17 protein-coding genes are annotated in these 15,211 nt (G+C 39.3%); 2 read left to right on the plus strand and 15 right to left on the minus strand.

Annotated elements, in window-relative coordinates:
* Positions 1–106: 106 nt before the first annotated feature.
* The 10 genes from BM012_RS00070 to BM012_RS00115 all read right to left on the minus strand — a co-directional run bounded on the left by BM012_RS00070 (position 107) and on the right by BM012_RS00115 (position 9,052).
* The gene (locus BM012_RS00070) at positions 107–601 is read right to left on the minus strand and encodes a competence protein ComK (RefSeq protein WP_061801596.1); all 495 of its coding nucleotides are present in this window, start codon (positions 599–601) and stop codon (positions 107–109) included.
* 147 nt (positions 602–748) lie between these two features.
* On the minus strand, positions 749–994 hold the full coding sequence (locus BM012_RS00075) for a hypothetical protein (protein WP_061801597.1): 246 nt from the start codon (positions 992–994) through the stop codon (positions 749–751).
* Positions 995–1,161: 167 nt separating this feature from the next.
* A complete protein-coding gene (locus BM012_RS00080) occupies positions 1,162–2,265 on the minus strand; it encodes an ABC transporter ATP-binding protein (protein ID WP_061801598.1) in 1,104 nt (367 codons plus the stop codon).
* 33 nt (positions 2,266–2,298) lie between these two features.
* Positions 2,299–3,117, minus strand: coding sequence for a carbohydrate ABC transporter permease (locus BM012_RS00085; RefSeq protein WP_201030237.1), 819 nt, complete (start codon positions 3,115–3,117; stop codon positions 2,299–2,301).
* Positions 3,118–3,119: 2 nt separating this feature from the next.
* Positions 3,120–3,983 carry a carbohydrate ABC transporter permease gene (locus BM012_RS00090; protein WP_061801600.1) on the minus strand — a complete coding sequence of 288 codons (864 nt, stop codon included), beginning with the start codon at positions 3,981–3,983 and terminating at the stop codon, positions 3,120–3,122.
* Between the two features lie 15 nt (positions 3,984–3,998).
* Positions 3,999–5,231, minus strand: a complete 1,233-nt coding sequence (locus BM012_RS00095; RefSeq protein ID WP_061801601.1) for an ABC transporter substrate-binding protein — start codon at positions 5,229–5,231, stop codon at positions 3,999–4,001.
* A gap of 49 nt (positions 5,232–5,280) precedes the next feature.
* Positions 5,281–6,249 (minus strand): sugar phosphate isomerase/epimerase family protein, encoded by a 969-nt coding sequence (locus tag BM012_RS00100; protein WP_061801602.1) that lies wholly within the window; start codon positions 6,247–6,249, stop codon positions 5,281–5,283.
* A gap of 1 nt (position 6,250) precedes the next feature.
* Positions 6,251–7,264 (minus strand): Gfo/Idh/MocA family protein, encoded by a 1,014-nt coding sequence (locus tag BM012_RS00105; RefSeq protein WP_061801603.1) that lies wholly within the window; start codon positions 7,262–7,264, stop codon positions 6,251–6,253.
* 12 nt (positions 7,265–7,276) lie between these two features.
* The gene (locus BM012_RS00110; protein ID WP_061801604.1) at positions 7,277–8,302 is read right to left on the minus strand and encodes a Gfo/Idh/MocA family protein; all 1,026 of its coding nucleotides are present in this window, start codon (positions 8,300–8,302) and stop codon (positions 7,277–7,279) included.
* Positions 8,303–8,326: 24 nt separating this feature from the next.
* Positions 8,327–9,052, minus strand: coding sequence for a ThuA domain-containing protein (locus tag BM012_RS00115; protein ID WP_061801605.1), 726 nt, complete (start codon positions 9,050–9,052; stop codon positions 8,327–8,329).
* A 186-nt stretch (positions 9,053–9,238) separates the two neighbouring features.
* Between BM012_RS00115 and BM012_RS00120 the strand changes: the two genes are divergently transcribed.
* Positions 9,239–10,153, plus strand: coding sequence for a helix-turn-helix domain-containing protein (locus BM012_RS00120; RefSeq protein WP_061801606.1), 915 nt, complete (start codon positions 9,239–9,241; stop codon positions 10,151–10,153).
* A 67-nt stretch (positions 10,154–10,220) separates the two neighbouring features.
* Here BM012_RS00120 and BM012_RS00125 read toward each other — a convergent pair whose 3' ends face one another.
* Together BM012_RS00125 and BM012_RS00130 are read right to left on the minus strand one after the other, a co-directional pair.
* Positions 10,221–10,391, minus strand: coding sequence for a YjcZ family sporulation protein (locus tag BM012_RS00125; protein ID WP_074842745.1), 171 nt, complete (start codon positions 10,389–10,391; stop codon positions 10,221–10,223).
* Positions 10,392–10,620: 229 nt separating this feature from the next.
* Positions 10,621–11,448: an SGNH/GDSL hydrolase family protein gene (locus BM012_RS00130; protein ID WP_161939266.1), complete on the minus strand. Its 828-nt coding sequence runs from the start codon at positions 11,446–11,448 to the stop codon at positions 10,621–10,623.
* Positions 11,449–11,723: 275 nt separating this feature from the next.
* On the opposite strand from BM012_RS00130, the gene BM012_RS00135 reads away from it, so the two are divergent.
* Positions 11,724–12,425, plus strand: coding sequence for a glycoside hydrolase family 25 protein (locus BM012_RS00135; RefSeq protein ID WP_061801608.1), 702 nt, complete (start codon positions 11,724–11,726; stop codon positions 12,423–12,425).
* Between the two features lie 42 nt (positions 12,426–12,467).
* Here the strand turns inward: BM012_RS00135 and BM012_RS00140 are convergent, their stop codons facing one another.
* The 3 genes from BM012_RS00140 to speB form a co-directional block, all read right to left on the minus strand.
* The gene (locus BM012_RS00140) at positions 12,468–12,734 is read right to left on the minus strand and encodes a hypothetical protein (protein WP_061801609.1); all 267 of its coding nucleotides are present in this window, start codon (positions 12,732–12,734) and stop codon (positions 12,468–12,470) included.
* A 567-nt stretch (positions 12,735–13,301) separates the two neighbouring features.
* Entirely contained in the window at positions 13,302–14,099 is a 798-nt protein-coding gene (locus tag BM012_RS00145; RefSeq protein WP_321169996.1) for a class II aldolase/adducin family protein, read from the minus strand.
* A gap of 40 nt (positions 14,100–14,139) precedes the next feature.
* Positions 14,140–15,144 (minus strand): agmatinase, encoded by a 1,005-nt coding sequence (gene speB, locus BM012_RS00150; protein ID WP_061801611.1) that lies wholly within the window; start codon positions 15,142–15,144, stop codon positions 14,140–14,142.
* Positions 15,145–15,211 lie beyond the last annotated feature (67 nt).

The raw sequence follows: 15,211 nt of genomic DNA on the forward strand, positions 1-15,211 counted from the left end.
AAAAAGGAAGACTCTCTCCGAAGTCTTCCGTCACATTTTCTACTTTTATACACTATTCTACACTCACTTCATTCCTACTATGCTACACTTACTAAAAAGAACCGTTTTAAGGTGAAAAGTATCCAGAATCGTTCTCCCGTTCTGTGAAAAAGTTCAAACAGGTTTGTGCCCGCTCGAACTGCTGCCGAAGCACGATGTATGAATTTGGCACGGAAATGTAGACGCCGCTTTTTAACTGAATGGCTGGATGATTTGTTCCTTCATAATTGTTAATAATTTTAGCAATATGTAAAACCGAGAACCAGGAACAGTCCATAAATCGTTCAGGAGCTCCTGTTGGCATTAAGCATATTCTTCGGTGCGGACAAACAAGGATTGGTGTTTTGCGTTGATACCCTAACAATTTGGTTGCCGCGATTCTCCTCCCCGCATACGTTGATCCTGCAAAAAGACAGGCATCTTCAATAATCTTCTTCGGCGTATCATGACATTTATACGCTTCACCTCCTTCATATACGATAGACTGATACGACGAATTTGCGTAAGGCAGTATCGCTTGGGTATTTTGATTCACAAAACTATCAATCTTGTTAAAAACCATTCTTTAATTCCTCCTTTTAATTAACATTTCAAGGAAATTATACCTAATTAACTGGTAATTTAAAAGTTAAGTTTCCTCGGAGGATTTTTACAATACTTTAACAAGAATCTGTTGAAGTTACACGTTCCTTATGTTATTTATGGCTCTCTAAGAGATAGCCCCTTCCGTTAGAAAAAGTACGAGAGCAACGACAAGTCCGCCTCCATTTAATACTGCCCCGCTCACTACAGACGGCCACTTTTGCGAAAGAACAGCAAACACAAGACCAAGCACCGAAAGCGCTCCAAACATCCCCACAACAAGACCTATGTTTGCACCTGGACCGCGCAGTAGAAGAAATAATAAGATATTAAAAAGGGCGACGGCGATTGAAGCGACTCCAAGCTTATTCATCTTTTCCCCTCCTTTCTTTTTTTGCTTTACCCTTCTTTTCCCTTCACAGAAAGTTAACAATCGTCTTTTGGAAATTCCATTTTAAGAATTAGGTAAAATGGCGCATAGACATGTTGTTAATAAAAAAGAAGCTTTCACTCAACTAAGAGTAAAAGCTTCTTTTTTATTTAAGGAAGAGAAATACGAAGTTCGGTTTCCGCGTCAAAGAAATGGGCTTTGTTCATGTCTAGAGCTAATTTGATAGATTGCCCATGTTTCACTTCTGTCCGAGCATCAACACGCGCTACGAACTTTTGCTCATCGATGTGTGAATAGACCATTGTTTCCGCTCCCATCAATTCTGCTACTTCTACTGTGCTATGAACAACTGTACCTTGTGAGGATTCGATGAAGAGAGGCTCGTCATGAAAATCTTCTGGACGTACGCCTAAAATCATTTCCTTTCCAACATACCCTTTTTCACGCAACGTTTTCATTTTTCCTTCTGTTACTCCAATACGGGTTGTGCCAATCTGAAAGACGCTTTCTTCTAACATACCTGTAAAAAAGTTCATAGCAGGAGAACCGATAAATCCTCCTACAAAAACATTAGCGGGATTCTCGTATACTTCTTTCGGTGCCCCAACTTGCTGAATAATACCATCTTTCATTACAACAAGACGAGTTGCCATTGTCATTGCTTCCGTTTGATCATGTGTTACATAAATAGTTGTTGTTTGTAAGCGCTGATGCAGTTTAGCAATTTCAGAGCGCATTTGAACACGGAGCTTGGCATCTAAGTTTGATAACGGTTCGTCCATTAGAAAGACTTTAGCATCTCTCACAATTGCACGCCCTAACGCAACTCGCTGCCGCTGTCCTCCTGATAATGCTTTTGGTTTGCGGTCTAAGTATTCTTCTAATCCAAGAATGCGAGCTGCTTCCTTTACACGACGATCAATCTCTGTTTTGGAGAACTTACGCAGTTTTAAACCAAACGCCATATTGCCGTAAACACTCATATGTGGATATAAGGCATAGTTTTGGAAAACCATCGCAATATCACGGTCTTTTGGTGCTACGTCGTTGACACGCTTGCCATCAATATAAAAATCGCCTTTTGAAATTTCTTCAAGTCCTGCGATCATGCGAAGCGTTGTCGATTTCCCGCATCCCGATGGGCCAACAAAGACAATAAACTCTTTGTCTCCGATTTCAAGATTGAAGTCCTCTACTGCTGTAATGTTTTTATCGTACATTTTATAAATATGATTCAAACTTAACTTAGCCATACTTTTCTCCTTCCTAAATCAAGATCGTTCCTTTTACTTTACCGCTCCTCTTGTGACACCATTGATAATCCATTTTTGAGCAACTAAATAGACAATCAACATCGGCAAGAGCGCTAATAAATAGGAAGCAAAAGCTAAATTGTAATTTGTACTGAATTCAGACTGAAAGATATATTGAGCGAGAGGAAGTGTCGCATCGCTTGGGTCGGATAATATCACGAGCGGCAACATAAAATCGTTCCACGCCGCTAAACAAGTTAAAATCGCGACTGTGGCATTCATTGGCGCTAATAGGGGAAAAACGACTTTCCAAAAGACGCCCCATGAACTTGCTCCATCGATAATTGCTGCTTCTTCTAACGCAATCGGAATAGACTTGATATACCCAACATACAAGAAAACGTTGAATGAAAGCTGATAAACAATATAAAGAAAGATTAAACCAACTAAGTTATCCATATTCCAAAGCGCCGTTTGTCTTACAATCGGGAGCATGATGATTGGAAATGGAACAAACATCGCGCTAATAAAGTAATAGAAAAGCGCTTTGAAATACTTTTTATGCATGTTTCGGGCAATCGCATAAGAAACAAGTGAGTTTGTTAGAACTGTAAAAACGACAACGAAAAAGGTGACAAGAAAACTGTTTTTAAAGGCTTGAAAAAAGTTCGTTGCTTCTATAGCATCAGCGAAATTTTGAAATCGCCATTCTTGTGGCAGAGATAGTAATGGGTTAGACATCTCTCCTGGTGACTTCAAGGCAATATTAATTGTTAAATACAGAGGTAGAAAGATAGCAAATGTTCCCATAATAAGAAGTATCGTAACCAACACATTTTTCTTTTTCTTAATCACTACAAGTCAACCTCCCTTTTCTGAAGGACACGTAGTTGGAAAACAGATATTGCAACAATAATAATGAAGTAAATCACCGCATTTGCTGACTGATAGGCAAACTCGCCTCCGCCAAATCCCCCTTTGTATATAAGTAGCGATATCGATTCTGTTGATTGCCCAGGTCCTCCTCCTGTTAACGCGACAATATGATCAAACACCATTAGAAATCCTTTCATGGAAAGAACCATATTAATGGTAAAGAAAGGAGCGATTAATGGAAAAGTGATGCTAAAAAACCTTCTCCACGGACCTGTTCCATCAATTGCTGCTGCTTCATAAATATCGCCTGGTACCGTTTGTAAACCAGCTAGATATAAGATGGTATTAAAAGCTGTTGCTTGCCAAACAGCCATAAAGACAATCCCAAGCCATGCTGTAGTTGGATTTCCTAAGATGCTCTGTGATAGAGACTCGATTCCTGTAAACGTGGCAATCTGGGGTAAAAATTGTGTAAAGATAAACTTAAAGATAAAACCGACAATAAGAATGCTTAAAATGTTAGGAATAAAGTAGATGGCTCTAAGCGTTTTTTGAAAATACACATTTGCATTAAGACCTAGTGCAATAATGAGACTTAAGATATTCACTAAAATTGTACCCACAATAGCAAATTGAAAAGTGAAGCCGTAGGCGTGGAGGGCACGAAAGTCTTGGAAGACGTTGAAGTAATTTTTCAAACCAACAAACTCCCATTCTCCATATCCTCTCCAGTTTGTAAAGCTATAAAAGATTCCTTGAAGTGCTGGGTACGTATGGAATACGAAAAACAGTAGCACGGCTGGTATTGTCATAAAGTAAAAAATGCGGCCTCGATGGAGCATAACTCTCCCTCCCCCTTATCGTCTACGTTCAATTTTGTCCCATTCATCGTCCATTTTCTTTAGAAAGGCCTCGACATTTTTGCGGTAATAAAACTCCTGAATTAAATTCTCAGCACCCATTCCTACTGGATAATAGTGATCTGGGAAGCTTGTAATCTTTCCACTTTCAAAGTTTTCTCGAAAACCCTCTAGCATAGGATCGCTAGGATATAGTCCCTCGAGTACTGAAAAAGCAAATTGCTCTTCCATGTATTGTTTTGATTGAGCTTCTTCTGTCATAAATTCAAGGAACATCTCTGCTTCTTTCGAATGCTTTGAGTCTTTTAATGTTGAAAGAAGGACATCAACCCCTGAAACAAGTTCATTTTCTTCCGGATTGTTGCTTACTGGAAGAGGGAACACACCTAGATTTGCTTCGGGATTTACTTTGAGCAACTCAGGAATCGCCCAGTTCCCTTGCAGATAAAATAGACCTTGCTCATTTGCGAAAGCATTATTCCCCTCGTTATAAGCCATTCCGTACATGTGCTTATGGCCGTAGTTTAATAGTTGCTTCGTCTTCTGAGCTATTTCTTCATAATCGCTTTCAAAACTTACTTCTCCTTTAGACTTTTTCTCTGCGAAAGAATCAGGTTGTAAGTTTCCGCCAACAGCATTCCATGGAATTAACCCTGTCCACGCATCTTTTAACGTGAAGTAAATGGGGATTTCTCCCGCGTCTTGCGCTTTTTCTAACAGGGCGATAAATTCATCCCATGTTTCGGGCACTTCTGCACCTAGCTCTTTCATTTTATCCTTGTTATAAATAACCGCATTTGCGTTTGCCGCATATGGAATACCGTGAATTCCTTTTGTTTCTGATCCTTCCAACTCTTCTAGCATCTCAATGTAGGCTGGCTGAATTCCGTTTAGTAAAGAACTATTTTCATAGTTTGTCAAAATACCAGCTTGAGCTAATTCACTATAAAGAGCATTACCACCTAGAGAGACAATGTCTGGCAGATCATTTTTAACAAGACGCGTTCTCAAAACAGTCTCAGCCTCTGGGGGAGCATAAAGAGAGACATCAATATTCGGATGCTCCTTTTCAAACTTCTCAATCATCTCTTCATATGTACCAATGCTTTCTGATTTGTTTGAAAAGAACTCTAAGTGTACGACATCGTCTTCCTTCGCCCCACTACTGCCGCACCCTGCTAAAAGAAAGGTGCAAATCAAAGCTGACATTCCTACTAGAACTCGCTTCATCTGTCGTTCCTCCTTTCGCACTTTAATGGAGCCATAGGGGAATGTTCCCCTATGCCCACCACATTTCAGAAGGTGTTTCTTCAATCAAGACGCTTTGTAAGTTTGTAACAGCTCGTTTAAATCCTTCTTCAACAGACATAATCGGATCTTCATGTTCAATGCTCACAACATAATCATATCCATACGTCCGTAAGGCACTCATCATATCTGACCATTCTTTTACATCATGCCCACACCCAACAGATCTGAACGTCCAAGCTCGTGTCTGAACTTCACCATATGGCTGCATGTCTGTTAAGCCATACATATTGATGTTATCTTGATCTAAATACGTGTCTTTAGCGTGGAAATGGTGGATCGCATTTTCTTTTGCGAGAATTTTAATCGCCGCTATAGGATCAATTCCTTGCCACCAAAGGTGACTAGGATCCAAGTTGGCTCCAATCGCTTTGTTCGTTTCCTCACGTAACTTTAGTAATGTATATGGAGTATGAACTAAAAACCCGCCGTGAAGCTCTAAGCCAATTTTCACTCCATGTTCTTCAGCATATGCTCCAACTTCTTTCCAGTATGGAATCAGCTTGTTTTCCCATTGCCACTTTAAGACGTCTCCATATTCATTTGGCCAAGGCGTAACAGGCCAGTTCGGATATTTCGCTTCTTCATGGTCGCCCGCCGTTCCCGAAAAGCAGTTAACAACTGGAACATCTAGTAAAGATGCTAGTTTAATAGTTTTACGAAGCGTTTCATCGGACTCTTGTGCAAATTCTTTCTCTGGTGAAATCGGGTTGCCATGACAGCTGAACGCACTGATGATAAGATTACGCTCTCTTACTTTTTCAAGATAGTCTCTTCTTTTCGCTTCATCTTCGAGCAGTTCATCTAATGGACAATGATGATTTCCCGGATAATTTCCTGTTCCAATCTCAACAGCATGAAGTCCCGCTTCTTTTACTTTATCAAGCATCTCTTCGAATGAGAGATGAGCAAACAGTACCGTAAATACGCCAAGCTTCATGTTATCTTACCTCCACTGTGCTTTTTTGATAGATTTCATCAATAATCGCTGAGACTTGTAGAGCTTCTTCGGGTTTCACTACGAGCTCTGCTTCTCCCCTGCATGCCTCAATGAAATTTTTAGCCTGACTCAAGCTATGATCGTCTTCTCCTTGGATCCAAGGAGAAGTGCTGTTTAGTAACATTCCGTTTTTAGAGGTGTAGAGTTCAAATGGAAACACGTTTAATCCTCCATCAACCCCTGAGATGCTAACATGTTCTTCATCATTTTTAATATTTGCTGCCCATGACGCCTCTAAAAGCAGTGAAGCGCCGTTCTCAAACTTAAGGTAAGCTGTAACATGATCATCAACATCAAATGTTTGATGATCAAACGTTCCCCACTCATTTAGCCCATTTGGTGTTTTACTAAGCTCATTGTATACGCTTCCATTAACAGCCGTATGCTTTGGATTTCCCATAAGCCAAAGAGCTAAATCAAGTAGATGGCAGCCATAATCAATTAAGCTTCCTCCTCCTTGCAAGTCCTTGTTCGTAAATACGCCCCACCCTGGAACTTTGCGACGGCGCATTGCTCGGACGCGGGCTACAAGCGGAGTTCCTACTTCTGACATCATCTTCTTCGCTGCCTGCGCTTCTTTCATAAAGCGGTAATGATAAGCAATGGCAAGCTTCTTTCCTGACTTTTTGGATGCTCCGATCATGTCTTCACACTGTTTTTGAGAGAGAGCCATTGGCTTTTCACAAAGCACATGAACACCGCTATTTAATGCTTCAATCGCAAATTCGGCATGAAACTTATTTGGTGTACAAATACAGACAGCATCAACTTCTTTTAATAAATCTCTGTAATCGATAAAGACGTGAGGGATGTTATGCTCGTTTGCTACTTCTGTAGCTCTTTCACTGTTAATGTCAGTTAGTCCCCAAATTGTACATTTATCACCTAGCGCTTTAAATGCCGGAATATGCCTATTAACCGCAATTCCTCCTGCACCAATTATGCCTATTTTCAAACCCTTCACCTCTTATATCTCTGTAATCTTCTTTGTTCGACTTGATTTTAGGGCAGCGAGAACAACAGAAAGTGACTTTAATCCTTCTTCTCCTGGAACAGGTGATACCACATCTTCTACAATACAATGAATAAATTCGTCAATAACGCCAGTATTACGTTGGCCGCCTTCATCGTTTGTCTGGATTTTTCCTAACTGGTAATTGACAACTTCTCCATTTGCATATTGAACAATTAGGGAGTATGTTGGGTCTTCTTCTAGGCGTAGAATGGCTTTTTCACCGTAAATAATCGTTGAGTTGTCTTCTTTCCCCATGTAAGCCCAGCTTGCAGCGAGCGTGCCAATAATGCCGCTCTTTGTTTTTAATACACATACAGCATTATCATCTGTATCTCCATAGTCCTTTGCATTCTCTTCAACAAATGCTCCAACTTCTGTGAATTCTTCATCTAAAAGATAGCGAAGCAAATCTGTTTTATGAACGCCGAGATCACCCATCGCTCCAATGATAGCTTCCTCTTTTTTAAAGAACCAACTTTCTTTTCCCTCTACGCTCCATTGAGCTGGGCCACCGTGTCCAAATGTTGTTCGAAAACTATAAACGCGCCCAATTTCACCATTTTTAATAAGCTCGCGCGCTTTTTGATGAGAAGAAACAAAGCGCTGATTATGACCAATCATCAGTTTTTTACCGCTTCTTTTCCCTGCTTCGATCATTTCTTCTGCTTCTTCTACAGAAGTTGCCATCGGTTTTTCGCATAGAACATGAAGACCTTGATTTAAAGCATATATTGAGATTTCTGCGTGTAAATAGTTTGGTGTACAAACGCTTACAGCATCAACAGTTCCGCTTTCAATTAGCTCTTTGTAATCCGTATAGGATTTCGCTCCATATTCATTTGCAACTCTAACGGCACGCTCTTCATTTTTGTCACAGACAGCTACAATCTCTACTCTTTTGTTCATCCCATATTCAGGTAAATGACGGTGCTGAGCAATACTTCCACATCCGATAACGCCTACTCTTATTTTTTCCATAATTTTAGTCCCCTTTCATCTTCCTTATTTTTTGATTGCGATACGTTCAAGCGGTTTTGCGTTCCCATATACTGGTCTTTTTCGGTCAACTGGCTTTGCCCACTGGACAGCGTTTTTAATCACACGCTGAATTTCTTTATTGTAGTAAGTTGGGTATGTTTCGTGTCCTGGTCTAAAGTAAAACACTTTTCCATTCCCGCGTTTATATGTACATCCGCTTCTAAATACTTCTCCACCTTCAAACCAGCTTGTGAAAATAAGCTCATCTGGTGCTGGAATATCAAAATGTTCTCCATACATTTCTTCACGCTCGAGCTCAATAAATTCAGAGATTCCTTCTGCAATCGGATGGCTAGGCTCTACTACCCATAAGCGCTCTTTGTCATCCTCTTCACGCCATTTTAAGTCGCAGCTTGTGCCCATTAATGTTTTAAAGATTTTAGAGAAATGACCTGAATGGAGAACAATGAGTCCCATTCCATCTAGTACACGCTCTTTTACTTTTTCAACGATTTCATCTTTCACTTCATCATGTGCTAGATGTCCCCACCATACTAAAACATCCGTTTCCTGTAAGACTTCCTCTGTGAGACCGTGTTCCTCTTGGTCTAATGTTGCTGTTCTAGTAGGGAATCCCCCTTCTTCTAAAAACGCTGCAATTGTGCCATGAATTCCTTCAGGATAAATTTCCTTTACAACCGGATTTTTCTGTTCATGGCGATTTTCATTCCATACTGTAACTCTCACCATTACGACAACCCCTCTCTTATTGATTTGTCATTAGTATAAAAAAAATCAGCATAGAAAAATATGCTGAATCTGGCTCTCTTTATATTCAAAAGTGCTATTGTGTTTCTTTCCTCAATGGAATCTAACGTAAAATGGTTGTTCCATCCCTCTCCAAATGTGTTATATTCTAAAAAAGGAGGGGTTAGCGTGTCTCTAGTAAAAAGTAATGATGTTCAGGATTTAGAAGCGGTTAATGAGGAAGTTGTGTATCAAAATCCGCTGCTTTATTTAAAAATATGGGAAATTTATAATCGAACAAGAGATACGAGAACTTTAGAAGAGCACTGCTGGCATTATCATAAAGAAGTTGAACTGCTCGCTATTATAGAAGGCTATTTAGGCATTCAAAGTAAAGACCATTATACTGTGCTTGGTCCTGGGGATGTTAGAATTTTTGGAGCCTCTCAACTGCATCGCACCCACCAGCTTCATACTGATAAATTGCGTTACATCGTTTTCCAAATTGACCTACAGAAACACTTTGATCAAAGTACAATGCCTTATCTCTACTGCTTCTCTGAACTTACTCAGCCTTTAGATGTAATGAATTATATTTTTGAAGAAAAAGAGCTGGTAAAAGATGAGTTTCATACTTTAATAACGGAAATTTTCACAGAATCTCAGTCAAAGTTGGACGGTTATGAAATCGCTATCAGTTCAATGATTAAACAAATTATGCTCTTACTTCTTAGACATGATACACGCAATCTTTTAAGTTATACAGAAAAGGCTGCCTTACATCGCTTACAGCCTGTACTCTCCTATATAGATCACAACTTAGAAAACAAGATTACCGTGGAAGAAGCATGTTCACTATTAAACTTAAGCTATCACTATTTCATCAAGTACTTTAAGAAAACGATGGGAAAATCATTTATTGATTATGTAAATTACAAGCGCATTAAAAAAGCAGAACGTTTACTTATGACAAGTGATCTTAGCATTGAAAATATCGGCTATGACGTTGGTATTCCTAATATGGCTCAATTTTATAAATTGTTCAAAAGATACAATAACTGTTCACCGAAAGAGTTTAAAGAGAGAATGAGAAATGAAGGATAAAAGATTGTAAATACGTACAAGAACAGACAAATCTGCCTGTTCTCGTGCGTATTTAACATCTAATTTATTAACAGAAAAAGCCGCCGCCACCACAGCTGCCGCCGTAGCCACCACCGCCGTAGCCGCCGCCATTTCCACCCCCATAGCTACCGCCAACATAAGCAGTACCTACAATGATGAGTAGAATGAATAGAACAACAACTAAAGCAAAGCCTTTTCCAGATCCACCTGAGCTCATTACCTCCACCACCTTCTGTGTTAATCTATGATATCTTATGAAAGTACTAGTAAAAGTGGACTAGACGATGGCCTTTTCTACAGTTTATTTAATTTCAAAGAATAATATCTTTTAACAAAATAAAAAAAGCTGTCCTTGGACAGCTTAACCTTTTTTCTATGATATGTGATGCATTATAGAAATTGAAAATACCGTAGATGTAGGATTAATCGTTCAAAACAGCTTATGCTTAACTTTCTGTTGTCTTTAATCCGCGCTCTTTTAACGGTCCTTCGACTGCTTCAAAAATCTTATTCGCGATTACTTCCATTCCGTTATCATTTGGATAAAGATTGTCGCTAACTCCGTTATACGTTTGAACACCTTTTCTGCCTACATTTGAACTGTCTCCCCAAACTTCAGAAAGATCAACAACAGGAAAATCATGCTCTTCCCCGACTGTTTTTACAGCCTCATCAAAAGCTTGGCAGCGTTCTCCAGCACTCCATGTTGTCAGAAGTACAACTTGAGGTTTTGAAGTTCCTTCTCCTGTTAAATCATTAACAAGAAGGTCTAGCTGCTTTTGAAAAGTATCGAGGGGAATATTGTTTTTTGCACTGCAGTCGCTTGTCCCAAATTCGATTGAAACAAGATCAGGCTCTTGCTTATTAATCTCTGGAACAGCATCAAGCCCGTGCATAAGCAATGCTTCATGTGCACTATGTCCTTCTAGTGATACTTTGTAGTTCATCTCTTCTTGGATATAATTGCTTAACACACTTGCAAACTTTTTGTTTTCTTTTGAAGCATAGTAGCCTGCTGTTAAGCTAGAACCAAGCGGTGAGTATGTAAATTCTTCTCCTTTAAAATCCACTTTCTCATTTTTGTAAGGCTGCTCAGTTACGGTATCCTGACCTTGATCAGTGGCTACTGTCGTTACATTTTCAATTCTTGCTTGCCCATTGCGCTCACTTGTTTCTCTCAAGTCATTTTGTTCTTTCTTTTGTCCTGCTATCATTACTCCGATAAAAGCCAACAAAAGAACAAAAATTAAAAGATTTCCTTTTAATCTTTTCAACATAGCATCCTCCATTTTTCATAAAATTAAGTTTAATTATACACTATTTTCATAATAATGGATGTTTTTCTCTTATTTTGGAATGAGAGAATTTTAATATAGCAAGGATCATTCTAGCAATTGATATAGCAAGAAAATTAGTATAGTGGTAATATCTTACTTAGCATTCATGACCAAAAGAAAGTAAATAGAGAATTCATAGATTGGAGTGAAAAACAATAGTTGAAGATATAAAAGCAAAAAAACGAAACCGGTTCGTTTTCCCTCTACTTTTTATCATCGTTGCAGCACTACTGCTCGTTTTCTTATGGTATCAAGGGATCTTCATTCCTAACGCTCGTGGTGCAAAAGATTATCCTGTGAGGGGCGTTGATGTCTCCGCTTACCAAGGAGAGATCGACTGGAAGACATTAGCGAAGCAGGACGTGGACTTCGCTTTCATTAAGTCGACTGAAGGAAGCAGTCATGTTGATCAATATTTTGAAGATAATTGGAAAGAAGCGAAAGGAACATCATTACGAACTGGCGCTTACCACTTTTTCAGCTTTGACAGTCCTGGTGTAACCCAAGCTCAAAACTTTATTAAAACAGTTCCTCGTGAGGAAGGGCCCTTGCCTCCTGTTATTGATGTTGAGTTTTATGGGGACAAAAAAAAGAATCCTCCAAATCGCAGTAAAGTCGAAAAAGAACTTCAAACAATGGTAAAAAAACTCGAGGCGCATTATAAACAGCACGTTATTCTTTATACAACAAAAGAGGCTTATGATTTGTATATTAAGGGTAGTTTCAAACAGTGTGATATATGGATAAGAGATGTTTTTACAAAACCTTCGTTATCTGATAAGAGAACGTGGACGTTTTGGCAATATACAGATCGAGAAAAGTTAGAGGGATATGACGGGGAAGAAAAGTTTATTGATGTTAATGTTTTCAATGGTAGTGAAAAAGAGTTTGAGAAATACGGATTAATAAAATAAAAAAGGACACTGACGAATAAGTATCCTTTAATATTAGAAGCTTTATTTAGACAGCTGATTGATCTTCTCATGTAAATCTTGAATTTGCTTTTCTAACGCCTTTAACCGATCATCTTGTTGACCTGTTTCTTGTTGTTGTGTAACTTGGGCTTCTATTTCCTCGTCAATAGCAAGTTTGGCTGCATATGTGGCAAGTGCATCTCCTACAGTTACAAGGATACCTGCTAGTAATGTTATTTTAAGGCTAGAAGCTAGTTTAATTTCTTCCCCCTCTAGCGTAGAATTTTTAAACTGCTCATTATTTATCATACAAACCTACCCCATTTATAAATTATTAACGATTACTCCTAATGTATTCTAAATGAAGGCAATTGGTTAACTTTCACTTCTACTGGATAACTTACTCTTGTTCCCATAGAAAAAACACCTTTTCGCTATAGTTCGGTCATTTTTATCCAATTTTTAACGAAAAGGTGTTTTTTATTTATCTCACGTCATGGGGCCAAGTCCCACTCTTCATATCAAGGGGTTCTATTACTTAAGGCCAACCTTTAAAGCTTCATTCTCACTTACTTCTTCTGTTGAAACTTCTCTATTTGAAGTTTCCTATATTTCCCCTTATAAGATGAGATCTGCTCCTAAGTATTCACCTTCATAACCTAGCCAGCCATTTGCATCAGAACCGTACAAACAATATAAACTTTCCCTGTTTCATCAGTAATTGAAAAAATATACAATTTCATATGTTGTATCTATAAATAAAAATAGCATGTTAACCCATTACAGGGGACTCTCTTATAGGAATAGCGGAAAATTAGAGGAGGCAAAAATAACTTCACCCCCTTGGTTAATAAAGGAATGCAGATAGATTTGATATTAATCCAAGAAATCAGGCTGTTCCTTTTGAAGTTTCTCCCAAAGAGGTTGAAAGCTTAGCCATCCTTCATATTCGGTTCCCGTCTGTTCAGCGGTTAACGTTGCATGTTTTTTGTCAATGGGAATTGGTTTTCCAGCCGCTTCAGCCATTAACTGTGCCTGGCACGAACGTTCCATGGTAATAAACCACCAAGCAGCGGAGTCCACGGATTGTCCTACTGTTAATAATCCATGGTTACGCAAAATAACCGCTTTATAATGACCGAGAGCTTTTGCGATCCGTTGTCCCTCTTCAGTCGCATAAACTACACCCGTAAAATCATCGAATAACCCATGGTCATTATAAAATTGACAAGCATCCTGGGTAATCGGATCGAGTAATCGACCTAATGTAGACCATGTTTTTCCGTATACCGAATGAGCATGTGCCGCTGCCACTACATCCGGTCGAGCATTATGGATTTCTGAATGAATAGCAAAGGCAGCTCCATTAAGAGGCTGATCGCCTTCTACAATTTCTCCTTTATGGTTGACAAGCAAAAGGTCGGATACGCGAACTTGACTGAAATGTTTTCCGTACGGATTGACCCAGAAATGATCTGTATATTCTGGATCCCGTACCGTAATATGACCTGCTATCCCCTCATCGAAACTGAATTTGGAAAAGAGACGGAAAGCAGCAACCAGCCGTTCCTTGCGATGCCTGCGCTCTTCCGCTACTGTTTCAAACGTTGGGATCTTTAAATAAGTTGTATTATTCATTATTTTTCTCCTCCTAGAAATAAGTAAAATTTCCATTAGGTGAAGTGCCTGAAGGTTCGTTGAATCAATTGGGCGTTTACCGGTCGTTGGAACGGGATAGTTGACCAGTGGAATACTGCGATATTCCGTCCTGCTGTAAGTGCTCGTTTCTTTTCTTTAAAGCAATCAACGTAATCATTTCATAAATAATTGAAGATGCGGCAATAGCGGTAATTTCGCCGCTGTCGTAAGAAGGTAGAACTTCGACTAAATCAAAACCAACCAAGTTAAGGCCATCTAACCCTCTTACAAACTCTAATCCTTCATAACTAGTAGGACCTCCAACTTCCGGTGTCCCCGTACCCGGAGCATAAGCGGGGTCGAGAAAATCAATATCGTATGAGACAAACACCGGTTTGTCCCCTACCCTTTCGTGAATTCGCTTCATCACATTGTCGAAACCGATTTTCCTTACTTCTTTCATCGTAATCACTTCAAATCCAAGATCTTTTGCATCTTCAATGTCTTCTGGTCCATAAAGAGGTCCCCGCATCCCTACCTGGATCGAATGAGCTACATCAAGCAGTCCTTCTTCAACAGCTCTGCGAAACGGCGTCCCGTGCATATATTTTTCCCCATAATAGTTGTCCCACGTATCACCATGAGAATCAAAGTGAACAAGGGCAACAGGGCCATACTTTTTAGCAAATGCTCTCAAATGACCGAGCGATATTGAATGATCGCCGCCCATTAAAATTGGTGTAATCCTTTTTTCAAGAATTTTGTCTAGTTCCGATTCAATGTTTTCATAGGTTCTATGAATATTGCCAGGAATGACATCAATATCACCGTAGTCGACTCCCGAACAATAATCGAAGATATTGATATCCTGATCAGGATTGTACGGGCGTAGCAATACTGAAAAATTTCGGATATGCTGCGGTCCAAGACGCTGACCAGTCCTATTAGAGGCTGCGGTATCGAATGGTACTCCCGCAACAATAAAATCAACATCTTCAGTTGTTCTTATTGGTTCTAATCTCATAAATGTACGTGTGCCACAAAAACGCGGTGATTTAGATGAATCTTTAGGTTTATACATGGTTGTCCTCCTTATGAATATAATTGACTATTAATCATGCATGTTCTGTAACAATATCTGTGTTTCA

The organism is Priestia endophytica DSM 13796 (assembly GCF_900115845.1).
GTDB lineage: Bacteria > Bacillota > Bacilli > Bacillales > Bacillaceae_H > Bacillus_I > Bacillus_I endophytica.

Coding starts and splice junctions, on each gene's coding strand:
- BM012_RS00070 (WP_061801596.1), bottom strand. CDS start 601: ATGGTTTTTAACAAGATTGATAGTTTTGTGAATCAAAATACCCAAGCG.
- BM012_RS00075 (WP_061801597.1), bottom strand. CDS start 994: ATGAATAAGCTTGGAGTCGCTTCAATCGCCGTCGCCCTTTTTAATATC.
- BM012_RS00080 (WP_061801598.1), bottom strand. CDS start 2,265: ATGGCTAAGTTAAGTTTGAATCATATTTATAAAATGTACGATAAAAAC.
- BM012_RS00090 (WP_061801600.1), bottom strand. CDS start 3,983: ATGCTCCATCGAGGCCGCATTTTTTACTTTATGACAATACCAGCCGTG.
- BM012_RS00095 (WP_061801601.1), bottom strand. CDS start 5,231: ATGAAGCGAGTTCTAGTAGGAATGTCAGCTTTGATTTGCACCTTTCTT.
- BM012_RS00100 (WP_061801602.1), bottom strand. CDS start 6,249: ATGAAGCTTGGCGTATTTACGGTACTGTTTGCTCATCTCTCATTCGAA.
- BM012_RS00110 (WP_061801604.1), bottom strand. CDS start 8,302: ATGGAAAAAATAAGAGTAGGCGTTATCGGATGTGGAAGTATTGCTCAG.
- BM012_RS00115 (WP_061801605.1), bottom strand. CDS start 9,052: ATGGTGAGAGTTACAGTATGGAATGAAAATCGCCATGAACAGAAAAAT.
- BM012_RS00125 (WP_074842745.1), bottom strand. CDS start 10,391: ATGAGCTCAGGTGGATCTGGAAAAGGCTTTGCTTTAGTTGTTGTTCTA.
- BM012_RS00140 (WP_061801609.1), bottom strand. CDS start 12,734: ATGATAAATAATGAGCAGTTTAAAAATTCTACGCTAGAGGGGGAAGAA.
- BM012_RS00145 (WP_321169996.1), bottom strand. CDS start 14,099: ATGGAAATTTTACTTATTTCTAGGAGGAGAAAAATAATGAATAATACA.
- speB (WP_061801611.1), bottom strand. CDS start 15,144: ATGTATAAACCTAAAGATTCATCTAAATCACCGCGTTTTTGTGGCACA.